The organism is Glutamicibacter mishrai (assembly GCF_012221945.1).
Lineage (GTDB): Bacteria > Actinomycetota > Actinomycetes > Actinomycetales > Micrococcaceae > Glutamicibacter > Glutamicibacter mishrai.
On record NZ_CP032549.1, the window covers coordinates 1,119,576 to 1,143,435 of the forward strand.

Below are 23,860 nucleotides of genomic sequence, written 5' to 3' on the forward strand. Positions count from 1 at the left end.
CGCATGAGCGCACAACCAACTATTGTCTCCGTAGAAGTCATCCCCGTCGCCGGACACGATTCCATGCTGTTGAATCTCTCGGGAGCCCACGGACCTTTCTTCACAAGAAATATCGTGATCGTCACCGACTCCGAGGGACGCACCGGTTTGGGCGAAGTGCCTGGCGGTGAAGCAATCCGATCAACTATTGAAGAAGCCGGAACGCTGATCAATGGTGCACCGGTAGCGAAATACCGTTCATTGCTTCGACAGATTTCCAGCCGTTTCGCGGACCGCGACAAGGGCGGACGAGGAGCGCAAACATTCGATTTGCGCACCACCGTTCACGCCGTCACCGCGGTTGAGTCGGCGTTGCTGGATCTGCACGGCCAGCATTTGGGTGTGCCGGTTGCGGAGTTGCTGGGAGATGGCCAACAGCGCGATGCGGTGCCGATGCTTGGATACCTCTTCTACGTGGGCAACCCGGATGCGACCGATCTCCCCTACCTTCGTGAGCCACAAGGCGCTGACGATTGGGAAAAGATCCGTCGTGAAGAAGCCATGACCCCAGAAGCAGTAGTGCGATTGGCTGAAGCGGCGCAGAAGCGTTACGGGTTCAAGGACTTCAAGCTCAAGGGCGGTGTGCAGCAGGGCGATGCTGAGGTAGATGCGGTGGTCGCGCTCAAGGAACGCTTCCCCGACGCACGCATCACTCTGGACCCTAATGGCGGTTGGCTGTTGGAAGACGCCATCCGCTTGGGCAAGCGCATGCGTGGTGTAGTGGCTTACGCCGAGGACCCTTGCGGTTCAGAGGGCCGCTTCTCAGGACGTGAAGTGATGAGCGAGTTCCGTCGCGCCACCGGCCTGCAGACCGCAACGAACATGATTGCCACCGATTGGCGCGAAATGTCCCACGCAGTTCGCACCAACGCGGTAGATATTCCATTGGCTGATCCGCATTTCTGGACCATGTCCGGTTCGGTGCGAGTAGCCCAGCTATGCAATGAGTTCGGGCTGACGTGGGGTTCGCATTCGAATAACCACTTCGATATCTCGCTGGCCATGTTCACCCAGGTTGGTGCCGCGGCACCGGGGGAAATCACCGCCTTGGATACCCACTGGATTTGGCAGGACGGCCAGGGGCTCACCGAGGAACCGCTGCAAATCCGAGATGGGCAGATCGAGGTGCCGCAGCGTCCTGGTCTGGGTGTTGAGCTGAACCGCGAGCGGGTCAACGAGGCATACGAGCTGTACTTGGAGCACGGCCTCGGTTCGCGGGACGACGCGGTATCAATGCAGTACCTCATTCCAGGCTGGACTTTTGATTCCAAGAGCCCGGCGTTGGTTCGTTAAGCGTTGATATTGAATAAGTGAAAGCCAAGGGACGGCTGGGACAGCATTCATTGTTGTCCGGCCGTCCCTGCTGTGCTGCCTGCAAGGAATCCTTGGGATGCAGCGCAAGTGCAAGCGGGAGAATAAATGCAAGGCGTGATGCAAGGTTTCGCGATAGTCCTGATTCTTATCGGGGTTGGTCTGGCGACGGCAAAATTTCTCCCGGGCAAACGCCAGGCAATCTCCACCGGCCTGACTCCGCTGATCTTCTACATCACCAATCCGGCCTTGATGTTCATCTTGTTGGCCGATGCGGATCTGGGTTTGGTCCTTGGCGTTTTCACGCCTATCGCACTGCTGACCGCAGCGTTCACCGGTGCGCTATTTGCTGTGGTTTCCAGGGTCTTCCTCAAGACGCCGGCCCGCCACCTGCCAGCGGCCGCCATGGCGACAAGCTACGTCAATGCCGGGAACATCGGCATCCCCTTGGCTCTGTATGCAGTTGGAAGCACCACTCCCGCCGTCTCCGTTTTAATTGCCCAGTTGCTGGTGATCGCACCGGCGTACCTGTGCATGTTCGCGCTGATCTCTCGAAAGCTCAACCCGGAGACACAAGATCTTCCACTGGGCCCAACCATCCTTAAATCCATTGCCAACCCGGTCACGGTGGCAACGGCCATAGGCGCCTGTTTTTCCTTCTTCCAGTTCAAGCTCCCTGAAGTGCTGCATGCTCCCCTGGAGATGCTGGGCAACGCATCCATCCCACTGCTATTGATGGCTTTTGGCATGTCCTTGTACGGTCAAAAACCGTTGGCCGACAAGGAGGGACGGCCAGAGGTGTTCCTGGGTGTCGCGTTCAAAGTCCTGATCATGCCGTGTGTTGCATGGGTTTTGGGAAGGTTTGTTTTCGGCCTCGAATCAATGGAACTCATGGGTGTTGTGGTGATGGCCGCGCTGCCTACTGCGCAGAATGTTCTCTTGTTCAGCCAGCAGTTTTCCCTCAAGCCAACAGTGCCTCGTGAAGTCATCCTGGCCAGTACTTTCTTGTCCATCCCGGTAGCATTACTAGCAACGTTCCTGTTGAGCTAGGAGTTCAAGCCCGTCTCATGTTTGGTGTCTTTGAAGGATTTTTCGGTATCTGGGCCATCATTGGCATTGGCTACTGGGCTGCAAAGAAGAACATCTTCGGCTCTGAGGGGCGGATGGTCCTCAACCGGCTTACGTTCTTCATTGCTTCCCCGGCCTTGTTGTTTACGACCATCGCCGGTGCCAATCCCCAGGAAGCATTAGGCCCACAGCTATTCATCGCCGGCATCTCAGCCCTTGTCGTGTTCGTGCTGTTCCATGTGCTCTCCCGCTGGTTCTTCAAGCGCTCCGCGGCCGAACGAACCATTGGCGCGATGGCGGCTTCCACGGTGAATGCCGGCAACTTAGGGCTTCCCATTGCGCTGTATGCGCTAGGTGATATTTCCATTGCGGCCCCGGTCGCGCTATTCCAGATGGCCATCATGACACCGGTCTCGCTGTCGATGATGGAAAAAGCGACAAGCACCCGGGAAGCGGGCAAGCGCAGCGTATTAATCCGGACCCTGTCCAATCCGATGATTATCGCCTCGGCCGCCGGTTTGGCCTGTTCAATTTTCCACTGGATGCCGCCGCAGCTGATATTGACTCCTATCGAGTTGCTGGCCGGCGCATCCATTCCCGCCATGCTTCTGGGCTTCGGCATTTCACTGGTCGGTTCCAAGCCATTGCAGAAGGCAACACAGCGTCGAACCGAGGTATGGACTGCGGCAGTGCTGAAGCTGGTGATTCACCCGCTGTTGGCATGGGCGCTGGCGGCCTGGGTTTTCCGGCTGGACTCCACGGGGCAATACATTGCCATCATCATGGCGGCCCTGCCCACCGCACAGAATATTTTTGTCAACGCCGACCGCTACGACGCCGGCATCACCGTTGCCAAGGACACCGTTCTGGTAACCACGATTCTTGGCATCCCGGTGATGCTGGCATTTGCGGGGTTGCTTCATCACTAGCCGCTCGAAGACCGCGGTGCGCGCAGAGTCCGATTCAGGAATTCTCAGGTGGAGCTGACTTCTCGGGAATGGGTGTTCCTTCGACGTTCTCCAACGAGTCAATGAAGATCTCCCGCAGACGTTGCGCCGCAGGATTCACCGATCCTTCTTCCCAGGCAATAAAAATATCGGAGTGGTTCAAGTCCTGGAGCCCGTCGGGGCCTGTGAGTTCCTCGAATACTACTCCCGGTGGAGCAAAGTCCATCGCGCTGGCCGGTACCAGGGACACGCCGAGTCCGGCGGCTACCAAAGCCAGAAGCGCTGGTATCTGGCTGGCAATCTGCGTGATCGTCGGTTTGGTTCCAACGGAGTCAAAGAGCCTGATCACCAGGTCGTAGAAGTATCGGGCTTCATTCGTTGAATACATCATCAGAGGCAGGCCCACCAGCTCCTTGATGAGTACGCCTTTGCCCGTAACCAAGTGATGTCCTGAAGGAAGAGCTGCCACCAGGCGGTCCTTCTTCACCAAGCACGATTGAACCCCTGCCCGGCTCACCACGGGACGCAATAAGCCAACATCGATATTTCCGCTGCTCAAGGCATCGAGTTGGTCAATAGAAACGGCCTCGCGCAATACCAGAGTCACCTCTGGCAGGTGACGTGCCGCAGTCGAGAGCAATGCCGGAAGCACCGACTGGCCCGCCACCGACGTGTACCCGACAACCACGGTTCCGGAATCCCCAGTCGAGACTCGTGAGACTTCAACGCTGGTGCGCCTGCTCAGCTCCAAGAGCCTGCGCGCATTGGGCAGCAAGACTTCTCCGGCGGCTGTCAGTTGCACATTGCGGGAGGTCCGGGTGAAGAGCTTGGCTGAGAGTTCGCGTTCCAGCAACTGGATCTGCCGGCTCAACGGCGGCTGAGTCATGTTCAGCCGTTCGGCAGCAGCGCCGAAGTGGAGTTCTTCAGCGACGGCTACGAACGACTCCAGTTGAATGAGCGAAAACATCAATGCTCTCCTTGAATCGTTGATTGCATAAGTTAGCTTGGACAGGTATCGATAGGGGCTTCTAAAGTGATTCTAGACCTAGAGAACCAGGGGAGCCCTCCATGCTGGATGCAACGACGCACCATGTCTCCACCGATGAGCAGCACCGCCGCACGGCGTCTTGCCGCATTCGAGAAATCACTGTCACGCCGGTAGCTTTTGCCGATCCGCCATTGCTGAATTCGGTGGGCGTTCATGAACCATTCGCACTTCGAGCCATCATTGTCGTTCACACCGAGAATGGACATTACGGGCTAGGCGAAACCTACGGGGATGAAGCGCACGTGGCACGACTTCGCCGAGCCGCGGAGGAACTTATCGGCGCTGATCCTTTTAATCTGAACCTCATCGCCCGGTTGGTATCCCAGTCGCTAGCTCAGGACGACGGCCAGGGCGGGCACGGCACCGGCGGCATGGTCACCACGACATCGCTTGATGACAGGGTGCTCTCCGCATTCAACGTTGCCTGCCTCGACATCCAAGGAAAGATCCTCGGCCTGCCCGTGAGCACTCTGCTGGGAGGATGCGTGCGGGAGCACGTGGATTTCAGCGGATACCTTTTCTACAAGTGGGCCAATCACCCAGGCCAGGAACCCGACCGTTGGGGCGCCGCTGTGGATCCGGCAGGCATAGTCTCCCAAGCTCGAATTATGGTCAACGACTACGGCTTCCGTGCCCTGAAGCTCAAAGGCGGGGTCTTCCCGCCAGATCTGGAAGCTGAAGCCGTCGAGGCGTTGCATCAAGAATTCCCGGATATTCCGCTGCGGCTGGATCCTAATGGGGTGTGGAGCGTGCCGACAGCTATCAAGGTCGGACATCGCTTGGAATCCTCTCTTGAATATCTCGAGGACCCTTGTTTAAGCATTGCAGATAATGCTGCGGTGCGTGCTGAGGTCGCGTTGCCGCTTGCCACTAACATGTGCGTGGTTGCCTTCGACGACCTGCCGCCGGCCATAGAAGCCAAAGCCGTGGACATCGTGCTGTCTGACCATCATTTCTGGGGTGGGCTTAGCCGTTCGAAGCTGCTCTCCGGGATGGCAGAAACCTTCGGGCTGCGGCTTTCCATGCACTCTAATTCCCATCTGGGAATCAGTTTCGCCGCGATGATCCATTTGGCCGCTGCCACCGAGAATATCGACTACGCGTGCGACACCCACTGGCCTTGGAAGCGCGAAGAGGACGACGTAATTGTCCCCGGCGTACTGAGCATTCACGAAGGCCGGGTCAAAGTCCCCACCGCGCCAGGCCTTGGCATCGAATTGGATGTCCAAGCATTAGCGCGCATGCACCAGCAATATCTGGATTGCGGCCTGCGCCAGCGCAACGACACCGGTTACATGCAATCCATCGACCCCAGCTACGAGCTCAAGAGCCCGCGATGGTAGACGCACTCAAGATCGTGGTCACCGATCCAATCGTGAGCCGCTTCGAATCCCGCTTTCGCGAATTGGCGGCAGGCTTCGAATGGCATTTTGTGGCCGATTTGCAGGCAAAAGAGCAGTCATCGCGCATTGCGGAAGCCGACGTGCTCGTCTGCTCCAAGCTCGCGCCCGAAGATGCGCAACAATGCCAGGCGCGGTTGGTGCATGTTACCGGCTCGGGAACGGATCGTGTTGCTTTGCAGCAGCTCCCGGCAACCACCGGCATTGCCACCACCTCGCATCACGAACGCTCCATCGCCGAGTACGTGCTGATGGCCATCCTTGCCCACGAACGTCGCCTGTTTGAAGTTACCGCCGAATTGCGCGAAGGCACTTGGAAGACGGTGGCCACCGACCAGTCAGTGCCAATGTTCCGCACGTTCAAGGACCTGACTGTCGGTTTCATCGGGCTGGGCGGAATTGGCGCAAAGACATCAGCGGCTGTCTCGGCGTTAGGCGCGAAAGCTATTGCCGTTCGCCGCAATCCATCAACGCCTTCAGAAGCCGACCAGAAGCTGGCGTGGGTCAAGTCCATGGAGCATCTGCCTGAGCTTCTGGAAACCAGTGACGTTGTGGTTCTCTGCCTGCCCCTGACAGATGAGACGCGCGGTCTCATTGGCGCGGAGCAACTCGAACTAATGCGCAAAGATGCGCTCCTGGTGAATGTATCGCGTGGACCGATCATTGATGCCCAGGCTCTGATCGCTGCCTTGGAGCAGCGAATCATCGGCGGAGCTGCCTTGGATGTCTGGTGGGATGCGCCCAACGGCACCAAAGCTCCCGAGCTGACACGGCAGCTCGCCGCCCATCCACGGGTGATCGCTACCCCGCATTATTCAGGACATGCCCGGAACACTTTTGAATCCAGGGTGGACGAGATCTGTGAAAACATCCTCGCCTTCACGGCCTTGCCCGGATCCCTATCCGCAGCGCCTGCCACCGATAGCTGAGCCAAAGGAATCGCTAGGGCTGGGAATTCACAAATGCCGATTCGTGCCGGATGAAATTCTGTCATGGGACAGTCCACTCCATAGAATGGTTCCCATGCAAGATGAAAAGCTGCTGCACATGGTTGAAGAAGAATTCACCGCCATACTTTTGCACGCCCGGGATATGCTCCTGCGCCGCGCCAAAGCTGTGCACCCCGACCTGCAAGCACCTGGTTACCGGGTACTGGCCCTCGTCATCCGCGACGATGCCCAGCAGCAAGGCGAGCTGGCTGAAGCGCTGAGCCTAGACAAGGCCACCATCTCCCGACTGGTCAAACATCTTGAAACTCTTGGACTGGTCAACCGCACCCAAGATCCTTCCGATGGCCGGGCGCAGCTGGTCTCTGCCACACCTATGGCACACGAGAAGTGGAAGGCCAGCGGCAACACCCTGCGCCAGGAGCTTCGTCGTCAACTCACCGAATGGGAACCAGGCGAACTGCAGAACTTCGGCGAGCTCTTACACCGTCTGAACATCAGTTTCGACGAACTCGATTAACCGGGAAACTACTCCATCAGGGCCAAGAAATCATCTGCGCTGAGCGCTGCTGGCTGGCCCGCTTGGGCTTCGTCTCCGAGGACATCATTGAACAGCTGAGTCTTCTTCGCTTGAAGCGCCAGCACCTTGGACTCAATAGTGTCCTTGGCAACCAGACGATAAACATAGACAGGTTTCTCTTGGCCGATGCGGTGTGCTCGGTCAATGGCTTGGGCCTCAGCCGCCGGATTCCACCATGGGTCCAACAAGATGCAGTAGTCCGCCGCGGTGAGGTTGATGCCAAAGCCGCCAGACTTCAGCGAGATGAAGAAGACCGGGAAGTCGCCGTCGGTGAATCCTTCGATCAGATCCTTGCGCTTGGCACCACTGGTCGAGCCATCCAGATAGCCGTGATCAATGCCTAGTTCTACGGCGATGTCCTTCGCTTTGGTCAGGAAGCTAGTGAACTGGCTGAAGACCAGGATCTTGTGGCCCTCGGCGACGGCATCGCCCATCATTTCACGCAGCAATTCGAGCTTCGCGCTGGCACCGTCCCCTTCGCCTACCAGTGAGGGGTCCAAAGCCAGCTGGCGAAGCAGCGTCAAGGACTGCAAGATCTTGAATCTGTTCGAATCAACATCATCCACCAAACCGAGCACTTCCTGACGCACACGCTGGAAACGACGATCATAGGCTTTACGGTGGCTTGGCTCCAGTTCCACTTCCAGGATCTGTTCGGTCTTGGCAGGTAATTCTGGCACAACTTGTTCTTTGGTACGGCGAAGGACGAAAGGACGCAGACGGCTCTTGAGCCGATCCAGCCGTTCCTTGTCCCCATCAGCGATCTGCTTTTGGTAATTGTCTTTGAAGGCGTTTTGACCGCCCAGCAATCCGGGAGCAGCCATCGAAACCAGAGCCCACAGTTCCATCAGGTTATTTTCCATCGGAGTGCCGGTGACCACGAATTTGCATGGAACTGGCAGCTGCCGAGCTTGCTTGTAGCCCTTGGATGTGTGGTTCTTTAGCTGTTGCGCCTCATCCATGATCATGACGGAAAAGCCGGCGGCTTCGAATTCCTCATAGGACAGCCGGAAGATCGTATAGCTGGTTACGATCAGCTGGGCATCGCCCAACTGATCGGCTACGGTTTGGCCGGCCTTCTTGGCTGTCGAGGTAATGCCCCACGTTTTGAGGTTCGGGGTGAATCGGTGGGCTTCATTGATCCAGTTGCCTACGACGGATGTCGGAGCCAGGACGAGGAACTTTTGATCTGGATTCTCAAGGCGGGCCTGTTCGAGACAAGCCAGCAATTGGACGGTCTTGCCCAGCCCCATGTCATCTGCGAGTACCCCGCCCAACGAGTGGGTGCGCAGGAAATTCAACCATGAAAGCCCCTGTTCCTGGTAGGGGCGAAGGTTCGCTTTGAAGCTTTCGGGAAGCTGCACCTTTTGAAGTTCTTCACCGCGGCTGAGCTCATTCATGTTCTGCAACCACTGGCTATGCTGGGCTTCGATGATGCCCAGATCCAGCAGCTCGTGCCACCAGTCAATGCTTAGCTTGTGGACTCGAATCGTATTGCCTTCGACTTTGCCTAGTTCGCCAGCTTCTGCGATCAGCTGGCGCAATTGCGCGAAGTCTTCACTTGCAATGGGAATGACCGTCATGTCTTCAAGGACCAAGTAATCCAATCGCAGAGTGAGTGCTGCCAGCAACAACGCGAAGGGCACCTTGATGTCATCGATGGTGACTTCGACCGTTAGATCAAACCAGTCGCCGGTGTTTTCACCGGCCTCGATAGAGACCGTTGCCGGCGTATCAAGGATCCGATACTTAGGTAGCTGATTCTGCGCTTCGATGAGAATATCTGGGTGTTCTTCAAGCAACGGCAGGGTATAGACCATGAAGTCGATGGACTCATCGATGCTCAACTCGCGGTCCTCGTAGATCCCGCGTGAATTCACGTTGCCTAACGCCGAGTCGTCGCCCAATTTATCCTTGATTGAAGCCAAGATCTCTTTTTCGACGCTGCGCTGCTTGGTCGCTTTGGGCGCGTACTTCCACGAATAGTGCAGATTCACCGTTTCGGCAGTGCTGGAAACTCGCAGCCTCAACACCGGGCGAGGAGGCTCGGGAATGGCGTAGGAAACGTCAGCGCTTTTCAACGGTGCCAATGCCCTCATGCGGTCCAGATGGGAATCTTCGAATCGTTGGACATCGGTTGACGGAATGAACTGCACACCAGAAGCGATAAAGGTCGCTAGCTCGCCCGAAACGGGCTCGGCAAATTCGGCCAGTCCCCAGTCCTTGGATTTCTCCAGCGGTTTCGACGAATACGCCAAAAGAGCTGGCGGGTTGCCGATAGGCAATAAGTGAGTGTGCTCCTCTACAGGTCCTCTGAGGATGCCTTCTACCGTCAACCCGTTCTCGCCGCGACGCATATCCAGGTACGCCTGGGCCTGTACCTCGCTGAAGTTCACTTCAGATTTGCCTGAAGTGGCACCGTTGATGATCGCTACGCCAGCGTCCCGAAGCTCTCCAAATGCAGCTATCAAGTCCCTGCCGGGCACCTCCATCAAGGAAATCCAGTCCTTGGCTTCCCAGAAATGACCATACTTCTGCTTTTCTGCGTGCTCTCGCAGACGGTTCAGTTCAATTACCGCTCGGCGCTGTTCCCGAGGGAAATGTTCGTCAAAGGCCACTGATTTCCAGCTCACCCCGGACTGCACCCAAGGACTCTTGCTTCCCCGCTTAGCTGGGCGCGCTTGAAGAGTCAGCAGGTCGTCGCCACCATACCGAGGCGTTCTAAGAATCTTCAGGATCAGCCCCAAAGGTTCTTCAATAATGTCTATTTCGTCCTCGGGCACCGGCAACAGTCGGTTAAGATTTCGCTCCCACTGAGGTACTGCATTGCGACGCCACGCGTATGGGTCCGATTCGATGTCAGAAACAATCAGCGGATCATCCTCGTCGCTGAGGACCTCTAGGAGTAACGCCGCCACCTCTGCGCAGCTTTTTTCGGATGGATGCCCTGAGCAAAATCCTTCAAATTCAATGCGATCCCCCACAATGTGGAAATTCGCCACCACTTCAAGACCTGCGACCAGGCCGGTGACGCCTGAACTGCTAACCCTTTGGTATCGGTCAACGTCTTGAACGAGACCCGCTTTGTGATACATCCGTCCAGCACGAAGTTCATCGTCAGAGACCAATAAGTCCAGAGATTCAAAGTTCAGCTGGAATTCCATCATCGCCATCCAAAAGTAGTGCGTTAGAGCGGATTGCTACCCTCCATCCTATCGATGCATAGCGACAAGACAGCCATGACGAAACGTTAAGTGGATACTTTACCGAGCCCAGTGTTAGCGGATAAAAAGGAACTACTGAATCACGAGTTCCACTCATCAAGGCCCTGGCTGAGCGGACGGCAACCCTTGAGCCATTGTGCGGGGTGCCCCAGGTGACGATTCGACGCATCTTGAAATCCAAGATCGTAAACGATGGCGCCCCCTGCGCCAGAAAGGGGATGACTCCCCCATGTCTCACGCAACAGCAAAACTCTCAGTAGCCGAGGACCGTTCACAGCGCCTTCAAGAAGCAGGTGCAGGTTGGGGCGAACGGATTTCCGCCGCACCGCATAGCGCCGCGTTGACCTTTACGGTCCAGGGCGAAGGCTTTGATTCGGTGGCCAGCAATATCCGCGCCGGCAAGCATACCTTCACCGTCGATGAACCAGCAGCGCTCGGTGGCAGCGACGTGGCCGCCAGCCCCGTTGAATACGCTTTGGCAGCTTTGGTGTCCTGCCAGGTCGTGGTCTATCGGCTCTACGCCGAGAACCTGGGAATCCAGGTTGACGATGTCCAGATCACTGCGGACGGGCAGCTCGATGTCCGCGGGCTCTTCGGCATCGATCCTTCCATCCGCCCCGGCTTCTCTTCGGTGGACCTGAAGGTGCAGATTGCTGGTCCGGAATCCGCCGAACGCTACGAGGAATTGCGCCAGGCAGTAGATGCACACTGCCCCGTGCTTGACCTCTTCGCCAACCCGGTGCCCGTCACCACCTCGGTGCAGCTGATCGAAGCCAGCTAGCCTAAGCTGAAAACAGCAGTGCACTGTGGCGGCCATTGATACTACTGGCCGCCACAGTGCACTTTGGGACTCGCGAGAGCTACTGGTCCAGGAAGTTGAGCAGCACCTTGCCCGAGGTCGAGGAGTCCTTGGCGGTTTCAAAGGCTTCAATCCCATCAACCACTGGGAACTCATGGGTGACGGCTGCACCTATCTGCAGGGAGCCGTCGGCCAGGGCTTCGAGCACCTGATCGATTTCGCCGTTGAAGCGGAAGGAACCGACTAGTTCCAGTTCCCGGGTGATGGCCAGTGAAATCAGCGCGGGCTGTTCGCCGCTTGGCAACAGGCCCACCATGACCACTCGGCCACCACGCACTGCGCCGCGGACCGCTGAGGCCAAGCCGCGATAGTTGCCGCTGGCCTCGATCACCACATCTGCGTTGATGTTGGCGATGGCTTCCTGGTCATCGGCGCGCAGGGTGGAGGTGGCGCCCAGTTCCCGGGCGATGGCCAATGGCTTCTCGTGCATATCCACTGCGATGATCTCGCTGGCGCCGCCACGCTTGAGCACTGCCACAGCGAGCGCGCCGATAGGGCCGGCCCCGATCACCAGGGCCTTTTTGCCTGAGACATCTCCGGCACGCGAAACGGCATGCCACGCCACCGCTGCCGGTTCGGCCAGCGCGGCATCGCGCAGCGAGAGTCCCCCAGGCAGTTCGCGCAGCATGCGCGTTGGCAGGTTCACTTCGCGAGCGAAGGCGCCTTCGGTGTGCGGGTAACGGGCGGCCGAGCCGAGGTAGGTGCAGCCCGGGGAAAGATTCGGACGATCTGCCGGGTACGGTTCGCCGGTGTCCCCCGGTGTTGCGGGGTGCACGGCGATCTTGGTTCCGGCTGCTGGCCCGCTGCCATCGGTGGCGGCTTCAATGACAGTTCCCACGATCTCGTGTCCGAGAATCATCGGTGCCCTGAGGATGGATTCCCCGGCGGCGCCGTGGCTCCAGTAGTGCAGGTCCGATCCGCAGATGCCGCCGTACGCGATGGCGATGCGTGCTTCGTCGGCCTTCGGTGCCGGCACGTCGATCTGTTCGATGCGCAGGTCTCCGGCGGCGTGGGCGACCACAGCCATGGTCGTGGAGGAAAGGGTGCTAGACGACAACGCTCATGCCTCCGTCGATGAAAATGGTTTGCCCGTTGACGTAGTTGGAGCCATCCGATGCCAGCCAGATGGCCGGGCCGGCCAGGTCCTCGACGGTGCCCCAGCGGGCAGCCGGGGTGCGGCCCAGGATCCACGAGTTGAACTTTTCATCGTCCACCAGGTTCTGGGTCATCTCAGTGTGGATGTAGCCCGGTGCGATGCCATTGATCTGCAGTCCAGCGCCAGCCCATTCGGCGGTCATGGCGCGGGTGAGGTTGCGCAGGCCGCCCTTGGCTGCGGTGTAGGCGGAAATGGTCGGGCGGGCCAGGTCGGTTTGCACCGAACAGATATTGATGATCTTGCCTTCGCCGCGTTCCACCATGCCGCGGGCTACTTCGCGTCCTACCAGGAAGGCGCTGGTCAGGTTGGTATCGATCACTCGCTGCCAGTCGGCGACTTCCAAATCCAGCATGGGCACGCGGTGCTGGATTCCGGCGTTGTTCACCAGGATGCGGATGGCGCCGATGTTCTTTTCGATGGCTGCGATGTTCTCGCGTACGGAGGCGTCATCGGTGACGTCGAAGCAGACGCTGTGGACCCGCTCTTCTCCGTAGCGGCTGGTGAAGTCCGCAGCGGTTTCGGCCAGGCGCTGTTCGTCCCGGCCGTGCAGGATGATGGTGGCTCCGGCGTTGGCCAGGGCGCGGGCCAGTTCGCGGCCGATGCCGCGGGAGGACCCGGTGACTAGGGCCAATCGTCCGGATAGGTCAAAGAGTTGACTCATGAATTCCCTCGCATGGAAGTGTCGATGGTTCATCGACGGGAACCCACTGCCGGTAAAAACCAGCTGCCGTATCCGCAAAAGTAGCCCCGTCGCTTTCCCAAAACATATCAGACATAAGGGAGTCGTGGAGCTATAAAGTCCTACTTATTGAGTTGTTACGCTCCCGGCTACATCGACCGCGTCTGCGAGTAGAACCAGTTGATGTGCTCTTCGAGCAGCTGGGCTGCGCGCTCGCGCTGCCCTGTGGCGAAGGCGTGGTGGATGGCCTTGTGCTGGCGGCGCAGAACGCGCACCACCGGCTGCCATGCCTCATCGCTGGGCACCGAGTCGGAGACGTAATCGCTGATTGAATTGCGCAGCGATTCCATCATGGATTCGACCACCGAGTTGCCGGCCATGGACGCGAGCAGCACATGGAATTCTGCATCAATGCGGTGGAAGGCCTCGCGCGAGAGCTGCGGATCATCCATGCGCATGATCAACACCGCGGTGCGGTCGATCACCTGCTGGGCATAGACCGGGTCACGTGGGTTCATTTGCGCGGCCCAGGTCTCCAGCAGGATGCGCGACTCGACGATCTCGCGGACGTTGATCCCCTTGGCCGCCAAGTGCAGGCGCAAAGCCTGCGAAATGCCGGCCGAGGGGTTGGAGATGATCACCGCTCCGGAGTTGGGTCCGGAGCCGGTGGAAGTCTTGATAATGCCCATCACGTCAAGGATGCGGATGGCATCGCGCACCGAGGCGCGGGAGATCCCATGCTGCTCCGCGAGCGCACGTTCACCGGGAAGCTGGTCCCCCACGGACAACTTCTCGGTACGCAGATCTTCCTCAATTGCTTGAAGCACGATCTGGTACGCACGCGGAGCTGGGTTAATTGGCATCGGATCTATTTTAGCCGGTCAGCTAACTATGGAAGCATCCAGGAGAGCACCGGGGTGGACTGCAGGTAGACCAGGGCGCACAGCACCAGCAGCATGCCGACCGACCATCCGGCGACCTTCTTCAGGATCACCGATTCCTGGCCTTCCATCTTCACGCTGGTTGCGGCGATGGCCAGGTTCTGCGGGGAGATCAGCTTGCCGACCACGCCGCCGGAGGTGTTGGCGGCAACCAGCAGGTTCGGATCGATGCCGGCATTGATGCCAGCTGTTTGCTGCAGCTTGGCGAACAGTGCGTTGGCCGAGGTGTCCGAACCGGTCACCGCGGTGCCGATCCAGCCCAGGATTGGCGAGAGGAAGGCGAAGAATCCGCCGGCGCCAGCCAGCCAGGTGCCCACGGTGATGGTCTGGCCGGACAGGTTCATCACGTAGGCCAGACCCAGCACCGAGAGGATGGTCAGCGCGGCGAAGCGCATGTTGTAGATGGTCTTGCCGATCTCGGACAGGCCTTCGCCGAAGGTCATCGCGTACTTGCCGCCACCGGTATTGCGCGAGTAGACAAAGGCGACGATCACGCCGGTGATCAGCAGCAGGGTGCCTGGCGAGGAGAGCCAGGAGAAGGTGTATATGGTCGAGGAGACGGCCTCGCCATCGGCATTGACCACCTTGCCATGCAGGCCCGGCCAGCCGAACTTGATGTCGGTGCTCGCCAGCCAGGCCGGGATATCGATGCCCAGCTTCCACAGCTTGGCCAGTCCGAAGATCACGATCACCAGCAGGTATGGGAACAGCGCCATCCAGGTGTTGGCCTTTTCCAGCTTGTTGCCGCTCTCCACCGGCAATGCGGCGGCTTCGGCGGTCAGCACGCGGGCACGAGCCTCGTCGGCGCCCTTGGGAGTCCAGAAGCGCAGCAGGATCACCGCGGCGGCCAGGCCAACGAGCGAAGCGACGATGTCGGTCAGTTCGTAGGAGAAATAAGTGGAGCACAGCCACTGGGCGATGCCGAAGGAGATGCCGATGGTCAGCGTGGCTGGAAGTACCTGGCGCACACCGCGCCAGCCATCGAGGATCAAGACCAGGATGGTGGGAACGAACAGTGCCAGCAGCGGCGACTGGTGGCCGACGACTGCACCGATTTCATGGGCAGGGATGCCGGTCAGCGCGCCGGCCGTGGTGATCGGAATGGCCACGGCGCCAAAGGCCACCGGTGCGGTATTCGCGATCAGCACGGCGCAGGCTGCGCGCAACGGGGAGAGGCCCAGGGCCAGCAGCATGGTTGCGGTAATGGCTACCGGCGCTCCGAATCCGGCCAGCGCTTCGAGCAGTCCGCCGAAGCAGAAGGCGATCAGCACTGCCTGGATGCGGACATCTCCGCCGCCGATCACGTCGAAGACGCGGCGCAGGTCTTCAAAGCGTCCGGACTTGACGGTGACCTGGTAGAGGAAAATGGCCATGACCACGATCCAGACGATCGGGAAGGCACCGAAAACCATGCCCATGACCCCGGAGTTCAGGGCCATGGCCACCGGCATTTTCCAGCCGAGGATGGCGACGATGATGGCCACTGCCAGGGATCCCAGACCGGCCCAGTGGGCCTTGGTCTTGATCACGGCTAGCAGTACAAAAAAGGTGACGAGAGGAATCAGTGCGATCAGCGCAGAGATCGCAACACTTCCTGCTATCGGTTCAGTGGAGGGAGTAAACACGGTGTGGGCGCCTTTGCTCGAGTGGTGGTCTGACCATATGTGGTCCGACCAATACCGTACAGCGTGAGTGGCATCACAAACAAGTCTTGACTATTGCAAAAATCTTGGCATAGTATGGTCAGACCACACCTGAAAGAGTCATTTATTATGCGAATTGCTCTCTTTGCCACGTGCATCGTGGATGCTATGTATCCGGAAACCGCCAAGTCGACCGTGAAAATCCTGGAACGCTTGGGCCATGAAGTCATTTTCCCGAAGGCTCAAGCCTGCTGTGGGCAAATGCATATGAATTCCGGCTATATGCCTGAAGCGCTGCCCGTTGTCGAAAACCACATCAATGCCTTCGACACCGAAGACTATGACGTTGCGGTCGCCCCCTCGGGTTCCTGCGTCGCTTCGGTCAAGCACCAGCACCCCTACCTGGCCGAGCGCCTGGGCAAGCCCGAGCTGAAGGACCGCGCAGTTGCCGTCGGCAAGCGCACCTATGAACTGACCCAGCTGCTGGTGGATGTCCTGGGCATCACCAACGCGGCCGAGCAGCTGGGCAGCTACTTCCCCGAAACCATCACCTACCACCCCTCCTGCCACGGCATGCGCTCATTGGGACTCGGCGACCGCCAGCTGGACCTGCTTAAGACCGTCGGCGGCATCACCGTCAACGAGCTGCCCGAAGCAGACCAGTGCTGCGGTTTCGGTGGAACCTTTTCGATCAAGAACGCGGACGTCTCCTCGGCCATGCTCGATGACAAGGTGAAGAACATCTGCTCCACCGGCGCCTCTGCCTGCTCCGGCGGCGATGCCTCCTGCCTGATGCACATCGGCGGCGGCCTCTCGCGCACCGGCGCCAAGCCAAAGACCCTGCACCTGGCCGATATCCTGGCCAGCACCATGGAAGAGACGGTGTCACTGTGACTCAGGTATTCCTCGGCATGCCGGCCGGCGGACAGGGCAACCTGTTCGAATCCGAGCCATTCCCCAAGGCGGCGCACCGCGAGCTGGGCAATACCCAGATGCGCAAGAACCTGCGCCATGCCACCCACACCATCCGCGACAAACGGCTGAAGGTCGTGGGCGAGCTTCCCGACTGGGAGGCCCTGCGCGATGCTGGCAGCACCATCAAGAACAACTCGATGGCCACCCTCGAAGAACGCCTGCTGGAGTTCGAAAAGAACTTCACCGCGCGCGGCGGCGTGGTCCACTGGGCCCGCGACGCCGATGAAGCGAACAAGATCGTCACCGAACTGGTCAAAGCCACCGGCTCCCAAGAGGTGGTCAAGGTCAAGTCCATGGCCACCCAGGAAATCGGGCTCAACGAGCATCTGGAAACCGAAGGCATCGACGCCTTCGAAACCGACCTGGCCGAACTGATCGTCCAGCTCGGGCACGATAAGCCAAGCCACATCCTGGTCCCGGCCATCCACAAAAACCGCACCGAAGTGCGCGACATCTTCCTGAGCCAAATGCCGGTTGTGGATCCGAACCTGACCGATGAGCCGGCCAAGCTGGCCGAGGCCGCCCGCGCCCACCTGCGCAAGAAGTTCCTGGCCGCCAAGGTCGCGATCTCCGGAGCCAACTTCGCCCTGGCCGACACCGGCACCTTGGGCGTGGTGGAATCCGAAGGCAACGGCCGCATGTGCCTGACCCTGCCCGAAACCCTGATCACCGTCATGGGCATCGAGAAGGTCCTGCCTCACTGGGAGGACATCGAAGTCTTCATGCAGCTGCTGCCTCGCTCCTCCACCGGCGAGCGCATGAACCCGTACACCTCGCTGTGGACCGGTGTCACCGAAGACGACGGCCCGCAGAACGTGCACATCGTGCTGCTGGACAACGGACGCACCCGCGCGCTGGCCGACCGCTTCGGCCGCACCGCGCTGAACTGCATCCGCTGCTCGGCCTGCATGAACGTGTGCCCAGTCTACGAACGCACCGGCGGCCACGCCTACGGCTCCACCTACCCGGGCCCGATCGGCGCGATCCTCTCCCCGCTGCTGACCGGCATCGAGGTCGAGGAAAACGGCTCGCTGCCCTACGCGTCTTCGCTGTGCGGCGCCTGCTATGAGGCCTGCCCGGTCAAGATCAACATCCCGGAAATCCTCGTGCACCTGCGCGGCGACGATGTGGATGCCAAGCGCGAAAAGCACAAGCTGCCAACCCAGATGGATCTGCTGATGAAGGGCGGCTCCTGGGCCTTGGGCAAGGGCAAGAACATCGGCCTGCTCGAAAAGGCGCTGCCATTGGGCCGGCTGGCCGCTGGCAAGGATAAGAAGATCAAGAAGCTGCCGGGCATCGCTGCCGGGTGGACCCAGAGCCGAGATATTCCAGCCCCGCCCAACAAGTCCTTCCGCGACTGGTGGAGCGACGAAAAGGAGTCCAAGTGAGCGCGAAAGACGAAATCCTCTCGCGGATCCGTTCGGCCCTGGCCGACACCCCGGCCACCGAAGAGGTTCCCCGCGAATACCGCACCACTTCGGAGATGAACGAAGAGCAGCTCATCGAGCTGCTGGTGGATCGCCTGGTGGACTACAAGGCGGGAGTCGAGGTCATCGAGGCCGCGCAGATTCCCGAATTCGTGGCCGCCAAGCTCAAGGACGCTTCCAGTGTCGTCTACCCGCAGGGCCTGGATACCGCATGGCTTTCAGCCTTGGGCCAGAACGTGGAACAGCGCATTGATGCACCGGGAGCCCGCTTGAGCGTGGCCGAACTGGATGCCACCAGCGCTGTGGTGACTTCTTCGGCGGTCTCCGTGGCCGAGTCGGGAACCATCATCCTAGATGGCCAGCCAGACCAAGGTCGCCGTGCCATTTCGCTGGTTCCGGATCACCACGTGTGCATTGTCCCGATCTCCACGATCGTGCAGCTGCTGCCCGAAGCCATGCCGCGCCTGTCCATCACCCGCCCGCTGACCTGGATCTCCGGCCCCTCGGCCACCAGCGATATCGAGCTGGAACGCGTTGAAGGCGTCCACGGTCCACGAACCTTGGATGTGCTCATGGTGCGCGGGCTGTAAACCACGTATCAAGCATTGTGGCCGATTCCCCTCGCTGGCTCAGGGAGGGGAATCGGCCACATTTGCGTACTGCTGGCGCTACTTGGTGGTCACAGCCACTTCGTTAGGCTCCGCATCCAGTTCCACGGTCGCGGTCTTTTCGCCGGTTTCCAGATCGATCGCGTAAAGCGATTTCTTGGCTGGCTCGCTGACATAGGCGGTGTTGCCGTCAATGCGCAAAGACGGGTGCGCCTCCTGCCATTGAGCTGGTCCCTCCCACGGGTCAATAACGTCAAGGCTTCGGGAGATCTTGCCGGTGCTCGGGTCAATCACGTGGATCTTTCCGTCAGTACCCAGCAAGTAGCCAAGGTCTTCAGGGCCACGAGCCACCCCGCGCCAGGTGTATTCCACGCCCCCAGGCAAGTCGACCACCTGGTAGCTTGGCTTGGCCGTGTCGATCAGGGTGATCTGGTGCAGCAGGTTGCCTTCCGCATCAGGATCATCCTTGTAGTCGCCGATCACCAGTTCGCTGGTCGGCGAGACATAGGCGTTGCCCATGCGCCCGTAGGCATCCGGGGCAGTGAGCTTGGTGAATTTTCCGTCAGCGAAGACCAGTGCTCCGTCCTCGCAACCGAAGACCGCTCGACCCTGTGCCGCGGTGCCCTCGCCGTGCACCCCTGGGCAGTCGGTGTTCTCGGCGACCTTCTGGTGCTTGTCATCCAGCAACTGCACCCCGGTGCGCGTGTCAGCGTCGCCAATGGTGGTCAGCACCGAGCCATCTTCCATGGCCACGGATACCCCGTGGTGCGCAGGCGATTCAATGGTTTGCGCTTCCGGCAATTTTCCATTGGCGTCAGCGAGCTTATCGGTGTCGAAGAGTGTGGTGGTTCCGCTGCCGTCGTCAAAGAGCGCCGTCTTGCCTGCATGCGGGACCACATGCCCGGCAGCCGAAGCGGCGAACGTGGTCTGTGTGAGCTGAGGGGTCGCTGCGTCCAGGACCTGGAATCCCTTGGACGTGGTTAGCATGAAGTTCTTCCCGTCGCCGGCGGAGTTCAGGCGGGTGAATTCCTCGGTGTCGAAGCTCTTGAGCATTTCCAGGCTCTGCCCATCGAGGACGGCGACCCCGTTGGCGTAGGTCACTGCGACTCGGGTGGGTGTCGGGGCGCTGGAGTCGGCGGCGCTCTGCGCCGAGCAGCCGGTGGCCAGCAGGCCCAGGACGGCCAGGGCGGACCCGGCTTTGAGCGTGCGAGGTGATGTGATTTTCATGGTTCCTTTCTTGCTGCGCTTAGTTGCGCAGGGCTTGGGTGATTCGTTCGGTATTTACTTGCATCATCTGCAGATAGCTGTCGGCGCCTTCGCCGGGCAGGGTCAGCGACTCTGAATACAGCTCTACGATCTGCACGTCGATGTTTGCTTCTTGGGCCAGTGCCCGGGCCAGCTTGTCGGGCTGGGCTGATTCGACGAAGATCGCGGGTACCTTTGAGCTTCGGATGGCCTCGGCCAGCGAAGCCAAATCCGCGGCGCTTGGCGAGGCCAACGTGGTCCCTGAAGGAATCACTGCCCCGATGGTCCGAAAACCGAAGCTGTCGGCGAGATACCCAAAGACATGGTGATTGGTGACCAAGGCACGGGAAGCTTCCGGAATCTGCTCAAATGATTCGCTCATCTGCTGTTGCAGTCCGGACAGCTCGCTTCGATAGGCCTGGGCATCAGCCTGCAGCTGTTCCACTGAGACTCCGGGAACCTGCCCCAAATCTTCTTCCAAGGCGTCAACGACGTCGATCATGCGCGCAGGATCGGTCCAGAAGTGCGGGTCCTTGGCATCGCTGGATCCCGAAACGTTCAAGACCTCCACGTGGTCGGTTGCCACGAAGTGGTTGCCCCCGGCAGCATCTACCGCTTCCAGCTGGCGCTGCAATCCTTCCTCAAGATTCAGCCCGTTGGACACCACCAGATCTGCCTCGTTGAGCACGGCGGCTTGCTGGGCCGAGATCTCGAAGGAATGCGGATCAACGTTGGCAGGCATGAGCGTATGGACCTGCGCTTGGTCGCCGGCCAGATTCTGCACAACGTCCGCGAGGATGTTGGTGGTGACCACGATGCTTGGCTTGTCATCCGGCTGTGCGGTGCCGATGCAGCCGGTCAGGATCAGCGGCAACACTGCTAATGCGGCCAGCGCTTTTGCGGGGTTCATGGCGAAGCGTCTCAATTGCCCACCTGCGTCATCCAGGTGGGCGCGGTGCCGGGACTGAGGGTTCGCGCGATGCGTGCCGAGTCGGCAAAGTCGATTTCATAGACGAGTTTTTCGGCTGGTGCATTAACGTACGCGCGCTGCGCGTCGAGGACCAGATTCACACTGTCCATGGCGCGTGGATCCTTCAGGCTCTTTTTCAGCAGCGGCTCGGTGGTGCCGACGACCTTTCCGGATTCGGTCGAATACACCAGCACGCGGCCCTGGGCATCGAGCGCCACCACGTGCCCCTTCGCGTCACCGACGGCACTGACCTTGAGCAGTTTCTGATCGCTCATCACCTTGGTCATCGTCAGGTTCCGTGTATTGATAACCCAAGCGCCCCGTTCCCCCGCCACGCCGGCCACGACCGGACGTGATTTGCGATGATTGAGTTCTTTGATGCGCTGGTCAGCGCTCGTTTTCTTGGGATACTGCAGCAAGGAGAATTCCAAGCCGCCTGACTGCTTTTCGGACGCTACGACGATTCCCTGGTCACAGGCGATAGCCAGTCCGGCTGCCGTGTGGGTCGCGTCTGCGGGGTTTCCGCACTCGGTTTGAGCTCCCTCAACCCGGTTTCCCTGCGCATCGAGGTACTGCACCCGGGCCGGCTGGGACCCGGTGGCGGGCTCGCTTTGGATGGCCCCGTCGCCTAGCGGTGCTATCAGTCCTTGGTGGGCTGTAGTTTGCGTGGTGAACCGCTCGCTAATGCGCCCTTCGGCCAGTTCTGCATTATCGAGCAAGATCGCTTTGCCGGTTTCGGGAAAATACACGCCAGTACTTCCGGCAGTGGACAGGGGCCCGCCGATGATTCGCGCCGCGCCTTCGCCGGACACCTGGCCCACCTGCTGTGGTGTGCCACGGTAGTAGTGGAAGTGGTCTGTGTGATTCCAGCTCCACATTCCGCTATCCAATACTTCGACTCCGGAACCGGTGTCAGCAAAAAGGTAGCGCCCGTCGGTTTCCAGATTCTCGACTTCGGGCAGCTGTGGCAAACCGGTCTCTTCGTCACCCAGCAGATCCAGCATGCCGGTTTTGCCTGATTGATCAACCGTGACCAGATGCAGCGGGGCTTCGGGCATTTCTTGCGCCCCTTCCACTGCCCCGTGGTCGGATGGTTCGGCAGCGGTTTGCTGACTCGTTGCCACGGGATTCGAGGCGCAGCCTGCCAGCAGGACTCCGCCCACCAGCGCTGCGGTCAATCCATAAATTTTGGCCTTCATTTGGCACTTTCACGTTGTAGGGGTAATTCGTTGTCGGTTATTGCGTGGGACTTCGGGCTGCGTGTGAGCATTCGGCGCATCAGCGCTGAGATTCCAGCAAGCCCGATAGCCAGGCAAGAGATCGATGGGCCCGCTGCGGTTTGGGCGTACCAGGAAATGAGCAGTCCACCGGCCACGCTGAGTATTCCGATGCCTGAAGCGACCGCCATGATTGCGGGGATTCGGTTGACCCATGCTTTGGCCGCCACGACAGGTGCCAGCAGCATGCCGACCATGAGCAAGGTGCCCACCGAGCGGAACGATGCGGTGATGGCCACGGCGACCAGCGCCACCAGCATGATCTGCGCCAACCCAGGCTTGAGTCCCAGGGTCTGGGCGATGCGGGTGTCGAAGGCGCTGGCGACGAAGGCTCGATGGAACTTGGCTGCGATGGCGCAGCTGAGCAGCAGGGCCGCAATCAGCAGCCACAGGTCAGCGGTGGAGATTGCCAAGATATCGCCGAAGAGCATATTGGTCGCGTCGGTGGCGAAGCTGCGCGAGTGGGAGACGATGATGATCCCCAAGGACAGCATGCCGACAAAAACCAGGCCGATGCTGGTGTCATAGGAGAGCTTGCCGCGACGCTGCATCATACCGAGCAAGCCGGTCATTGCCACCGCGCTGACACCAGCGCCGAGCATCACGGGCAGTCCCAGGACCGTGGCGATGGCGACTCCGGGCAGCATGCCGTGGCCGATGGCTTCCCCGAGGAATGCCATCCCGCGGATGACAACCCAGGTTCCAGCGACAGCACAGATCACGGCGACGAGGCAGCCGCCGATGAGGGCGCGCTCCATGAAGTCAGATGCGAAAGGATTGATGAACACATCGTACAGAGTAACCTTAAATGAGAATCATTATCAATTGATACACTGGAGCTATGACAACTCATTCCCCTTTGGTCCGCGTTCACGAGGCGCACTTCTCCTACGGGCACGAGCAGGTCCTTCATGGCGTTTCCCTGTCGGTGAATCCCGGCGAGATTCTTGCAATCACCGGTGCCAACGGATCCGGGAAATCAACATTGCTGGAGCTGATCGCCGGGACCAATATCCCTAGCCACGGCCACATCGAGCGCATCGCACCGGTGGCTCTTGTTGTCCAGCGCCCCAACATTCCCGCCGGGCTGCCGCTCACCGTTGCCGATGTAGTCGCAATGGGCACCTGGCGAACCCGCGCTCCTCGCGCGCAGGTCCGGGAATCAATCACCAATGCCCTCAGCCGGGTGGGACTCCCCGGATTCGAGCGCCGCGATTTCGCCCAGCTTTCCGGAGGGCAGCGGCAGCGCACACTCATTGCCCAGGGGCTGGTGCAGCAAACCCCCGTGCTGCTGCTTGATGAACCCCTGGCTTCTTTGGACGCGGACAGCCGAGAAAAGATCCACGAAATCCTTCGCGCCGAAGCGAACCACGGCACCGCGGTGGTGCTGGTGACCCATGACCAGGATTCCCAAGGATTAGCGGACCGGACCGTCACCTTGCGTGACGGGCGCATTGCGCCTCACGTGATCTTGAGCGGCGGCATCGACCTATAGCCAAGAGGCAGCCTGGCCGCA

At 59.8% G+C, this 23,860-nt stretch carries 21 protein-coding genes and 1 riboswitch; of the genes, 11 read left to right on the forward strand and 10 right to left on the reverse strand.

The features are described from left to right. Positions 1-3 precede the first annotated feature (3 nt). The 3 genes from D3791_RS05320 (at position 4) to D3791_RS05330 (ending at position 3,347) form a co-directional block, all read left to right on the forward strand. The gene (locus D3791_RS05320) at positions 4-1,332 is read left to right on the forward strand and encodes an enolase C-terminal domain-like protein (protein WP_172511506.1); all 1,329 of its coding nucleotides are present in this window, start codon (positions 4-6) and stop codon (positions 1,330-1,332) included. A gap of 126 nt (positions 1,333-1,458) precedes the next feature. Next, entirely contained in the window at positions 1,459-2,400 is a 942-nt protein-coding gene (locus D3791_RS05325; protein ID WP_022876125.1) for an AEC family transporter, read from the forward strand. A 17-nt stretch (positions 2,401-2,417) separates the two neighbouring features. Then, complete coding sequence (locus D3791_RS05330; protein ID WP_172511507.1) at positions 2,418-3,347, forward strand: AEC family transporter; 930 nt, start codon at positions 2,418-2,420, stop codon at positions 3,345-3,347. Positions 3,348-3,381: 34 nt separating this feature from the next. On the opposite strand, the gene D3791_RS05335 is transcribed toward D3791_RS05330, so the two are convergent. Further along, the gene (locus tag D3791_RS05335; protein WP_022876127.1) at positions 3,382-4,332 is read right to left on the reverse strand and encodes a LysR family transcriptional regulator; all 951 of its coding nucleotides are present in this window, start codon (positions 4,330-4,332) and stop codon (positions 3,382-3,384) included. A 101-nt stretch (positions 4,333-4,433) separates the two neighbouring features. Between D3791_RS05335 and D3791_RS05340 the strand changes: the two genes are divergently transcribed. From D3791_RS05340 to D3791_RS05350, 3 genes are all read left to right on the forward strand, one after another. Beyond that, a complete protein-coding gene (locus tag D3791_RS05340; protein WP_172511508.1) occupies positions 4,434-5,756 on the forward strand; it encodes a glucarate dehydratase family protein in 1,323 nt (440 codons plus the stop codon). Continuing rightward, positions 5,750-6,742 (forward strand): 2-hydroxyacid dehydrogenase, encoded by a 993-nt coding sequence (locus D3791_RS05345; protein ID WP_172511509.1) that lies wholly within the window; start codon positions 5,750-5,752, stop codon positions 6,740-6,742. Before D3791_RS05340 ends, D3791_RS05345 begins: the two co-directional genes overlap by 7 nt. Before the next feature lie 94 nt (positions 6,743-6,836). Then, complete coding sequence (locus D3791_RS05350) at positions 6,837-7,280, forward strand: MarR family winged helix-turn-helix transcriptional regulator (protein WP_172511510.1); 444 nt, start codon at positions 6,837-6,839, stop codon at positions 7,278-7,280. 8 nt (positions 7,281-7,288) lie between these two features. Here the strand turns inward: D3791_RS05350 and D3791_RS05355 are convergent, their stop codons facing one another. Then, the gene (locus D3791_RS05355; RefSeq protein WP_172511511.1) at positions 7,289-10,258 is read right to left on the reverse strand and encodes a DEAD/DEAH box helicase; all 2,970 of its coding nucleotides are present in this window, start codon (positions 10,256-10,258) and stop codon (positions 7,289-7,291) included. Between the two features lie 384 nt (positions 10,259-10,642). Next, positions 10,643-10,762: riboswitch (SAM riboswitch) on the forward strand. A gap of 31 nt (positions 10,763-10,793) precedes the next feature. Here D3791_RS05355 and D3791_RS05360 point away from each other — a divergent pair. Next, the gene (locus D3791_RS05360; RefSeq protein ID WP_172511512.1) at positions 10,794-11,345 is read left to right on the forward strand and encodes an OsmC family protein; all 552 of its coding nucleotides are present in this window, start codon (positions 10,794-10,796) and stop codon (positions 11,343-11,345) included. Positions 11,346-11,424: 79 nt separating this feature from the next. Here the strand turns inward: D3791_RS05360 and D3791_RS05365 are convergent, their stop codons facing one another. The 4 genes from D3791_RS05365 to D3791_RS05380 all read right to left on the reverse strand — a co-directional run bounded on the left by D3791_RS05365 (position 11,425) and on the right by D3791_RS05380 (position 15,824). After that, positions 11,425-12,450, reverse strand: coding sequence for an L-idonate 5-dehydrogenase (locus D3791_RS05365; RefSeq protein WP_172512906.1), 1,026 nt, complete (start codon positions 12,448-12,450; stop codon positions 11,425-11,427). 19 nt (positions 12,451-12,469) lie between these two features. Beyond that, a complete protein-coding gene (locus D3791_RS05370) occupies positions 12,470-13,240 on the reverse strand; it encodes an SDR family oxidoreductase (RefSeq protein ID WP_172511513.1) in 771 nt (256 codons plus the stop codon). 167 nt (positions 13,241-13,407) lie between these two features. Beyond that, positions 13,408-14,121: a FadR/GntR family transcriptional regulator gene (locus tag D3791_RS05375; protein ID WP_172511514.1), complete on the reverse strand. Its 714-nt coding sequence runs from the start codon at positions 14,119-14,121 to the stop codon at positions 13,408-13,410. Between the two features lie 26 nt (positions 14,122-14,147). After that, positions 14,148-15,824, reverse strand: a complete 1,677-nt coding sequence (locus D3791_RS05380) for an L-lactate permease (protein ID WP_172511515.1) — start codon at positions 15,822-15,824, stop codon at positions 14,148-14,150. A 147-nt stretch (positions 15,825-15,971) separates the two neighbouring features. Between D3791_RS05380 and D3791_RS05385 the strand changes: the two genes are divergently transcribed. From D3791_RS05385 to D3791_RS05395, 3 genes are read left to right on the forward strand one after another with little or no spacing between them, the layout of a single operon-like run. Continuing rightward, positions 15,972-16,736, forward strand: coding sequence for a (Fe-S)-binding protein (locus D3791_RS05385; RefSeq protein ID WP_172511516.1), 765 nt, complete (start codon positions 15,972-15,974; stop codon positions 16,734-16,736). A 17-nt stretch (positions 16,737-16,753) separates the two neighbouring features. After that, positions 16,754-18,205: a LutB/LldF family L-lactate oxidation iron-sulfur protein gene (locus D3791_RS05390; protein ID WP_035762398.1), complete on the forward strand. Its 1,452-nt coding sequence runs from the start codon at positions 16,754-16,756 to the stop codon at positions 18,203-18,205. Continuing rightward, on the forward strand, positions 18,202-18,834 hold the full coding sequence (locus D3791_RS05395; RefSeq protein WP_022876141.1) for a LutC/YkgG family protein: 633 nt from the start codon (positions 18,202-18,204) through the stop codon (positions 18,832-18,834). The genes D3791_RS05390 and D3791_RS05395 overlap by 4 nt, the downstream gene beginning before the upstream one ends. Before the next feature lie 78 nt (positions 18,835-18,912). Here D3791_RS05395 and aztD read toward each other — a convergent pair whose 3' ends face one another. Genes aztD through aztB form a run of 4 tightly spaced genes read right to left on the reverse strand, consistent with a single transcriptional unit; the run spans position 18,913 to position 23,132 of the window. Further along, positions 18,913-20,079, reverse strand: a complete 1,167-nt coding sequence (gene aztD / locus D3791_RS05400) for a zinc metallochaperone AztD (RefSeq protein ID WP_022876142.1) — start codon at positions 20,077-20,079, stop codon at positions 18,913-18,915. A 19-nt stretch (positions 20,080-20,098) separates the two neighbouring features. Next, on the reverse strand, positions 20,099-21,007 hold the full coding sequence (locus D3791_RS05405) for a metal ABC transporter substrate-binding protein (RefSeq protein WP_022876143.1): 909 nt from the start codon (positions 21,005-21,007) through the stop codon (positions 20,099-20,101). A gap of 11 nt (positions 21,008-21,018) precedes the next feature. After that, positions 21,019-22,266, reverse strand: coding sequence for a hypothetical protein (locus D3791_RS05410; protein ID WP_022876144.1), 1,248 nt, complete (start codon positions 22,264-22,266; stop codon positions 21,019-21,021). Then, on the reverse strand, positions 22,263-23,132 hold the full coding sequence (gene aztB, locus D3791_RS05415) for a zinc ABC transporter permease AztB (RefSeq protein WP_246242351.1): 870 nt from the start codon (positions 23,130-23,132) through the stop codon (positions 22,263-22,265). The genes D3791_RS05410 and aztB overlap by 4 nt, the downstream gene beginning before the upstream one ends. A gap of 53 nt (positions 23,133-23,185) precedes the next feature. On the opposite strand from aztB, the gene D3791_RS05420 reads away from it, so the two are divergent. Further along, positions 23,186-23,839, forward strand: a complete 654-nt coding sequence (locus tag D3791_RS05420) for a metal ABC transporter ATP-binding protein (protein WP_022876146.1) — start codon at positions 23,186-23,188, stop codon at positions 23,837-23,839. Positions 23,840-23,860 lie beyond the last annotated feature (21 nt).

Coding starts and splice junctions, on each gene's coding strand:
- D3791_RS05320 (WP_172511506.1), top strand. CDS start 4: ATGAGCGCACAACCAACTATTGTCTCCGTAGAAGTCATCCCCGTCGCC.
- D3791_RS05325 (WP_022876125.1), top strand. CDS start 1,459: ATGCAAGGCGTGATGCAAGGTTTCGCGATAGTCCTGATTCTTATCGGG.
- D3791_RS05330 (WP_172511507.1), top strand. CDS start 2,418: ATGTTTGGTGTCTTTGAAGGATTTTTCGGTATCTGGGCCATCATTGGC.
- D3791_RS05335 (WP_022876127.1), bottom strand. CDS start 4,332: ATGTTTTCGCTCATTCAACTGGAGTCGTTCGTAGCCGTCGCTGAAGAA.
- D3791_RS05340 (WP_172511508.1), top strand. CDS start 4,434: ATGCTGGATGCAACGACGCACCATGTCTCCACCGATGAGCAGCACCGC.
- D3791_RS05345 (WP_172511509.1), top strand. CDS start 5,750: ATGGTAGACGCACTCAAGATCGTGGTCACCGATCCAATCGTGAGCCGC.
- D3791_RS05350 (WP_172511510.1), top strand. CDS start 6,837: ATGCAAGATGAAAAGCTGCTGCACATGGTTGAAGAAGAATTCACCGCC.
- D3791_RS05360 (WP_172511512.1), top strand. CDS start 10,794: ATGTCTCACGCAACAGCAAAACTCTCAGTAGCCGAGGACCGTTCACAG.
- D3791_RS05365 (WP_172512906.1), bottom strand. CDS start 12,450: ATGGCTGTGGTCGCCCACGCCGCCGGAGACCTGCGCATCGAACAGATC.
- D3791_RS05370 (WP_172511513.1), bottom strand. CDS start 13,240: ATGAGTCAACTCTTTGACCTATCCGGACGATTGGCCCTAGTCACCGGG.
- D3791_RS05375 (WP_172511514.1), bottom strand. CDS start 14,121: ATGCCAATTAACCCAGCTCCGCGTGCGTACCAGATCGTGCTTCAAGCA.
- D3791_RS05385 (WP_172511516.1), top strand. CDS start 15,972: ATGCGAATTGCTCTCTTTGCCACGTGCATCGTGGATGCTATGTATCCG.
- D3791_RS05390 (WP_035762398.1), top strand. CDS start 16,754: ATGCCGGCCGGCGGACAGGGCAACCTGTTCGAATCCGAGCCATTCCCC.
- aztD (WP_022876142.1), bottom strand. CDS start 20,079: ATGAAAATCACATCACCTCGCACGCTCAAAGCCGGGTCCGCCCTGGCC.
- D3791_RS05405 (WP_022876143.1), bottom strand. CDS start 21,007: ATGAACCCCGCAAAAGCGCTGGCCGCATTAGCAGTGTTGCCGCTGATC.
- D3791_RS05410 (WP_022876144.1), bottom strand. CDS start 22,266: ATGAAGGCCAAAATTTATGGATTGACCGCAGCGCTGGTGGGCGGAGTC.
- D3791_RS05420 (WP_022876146.1), top strand. CDS start 23,186: ATGACAACTCATTCCCCTTTGGTCCGCGTTCACGAGGCGCACTTCTCC.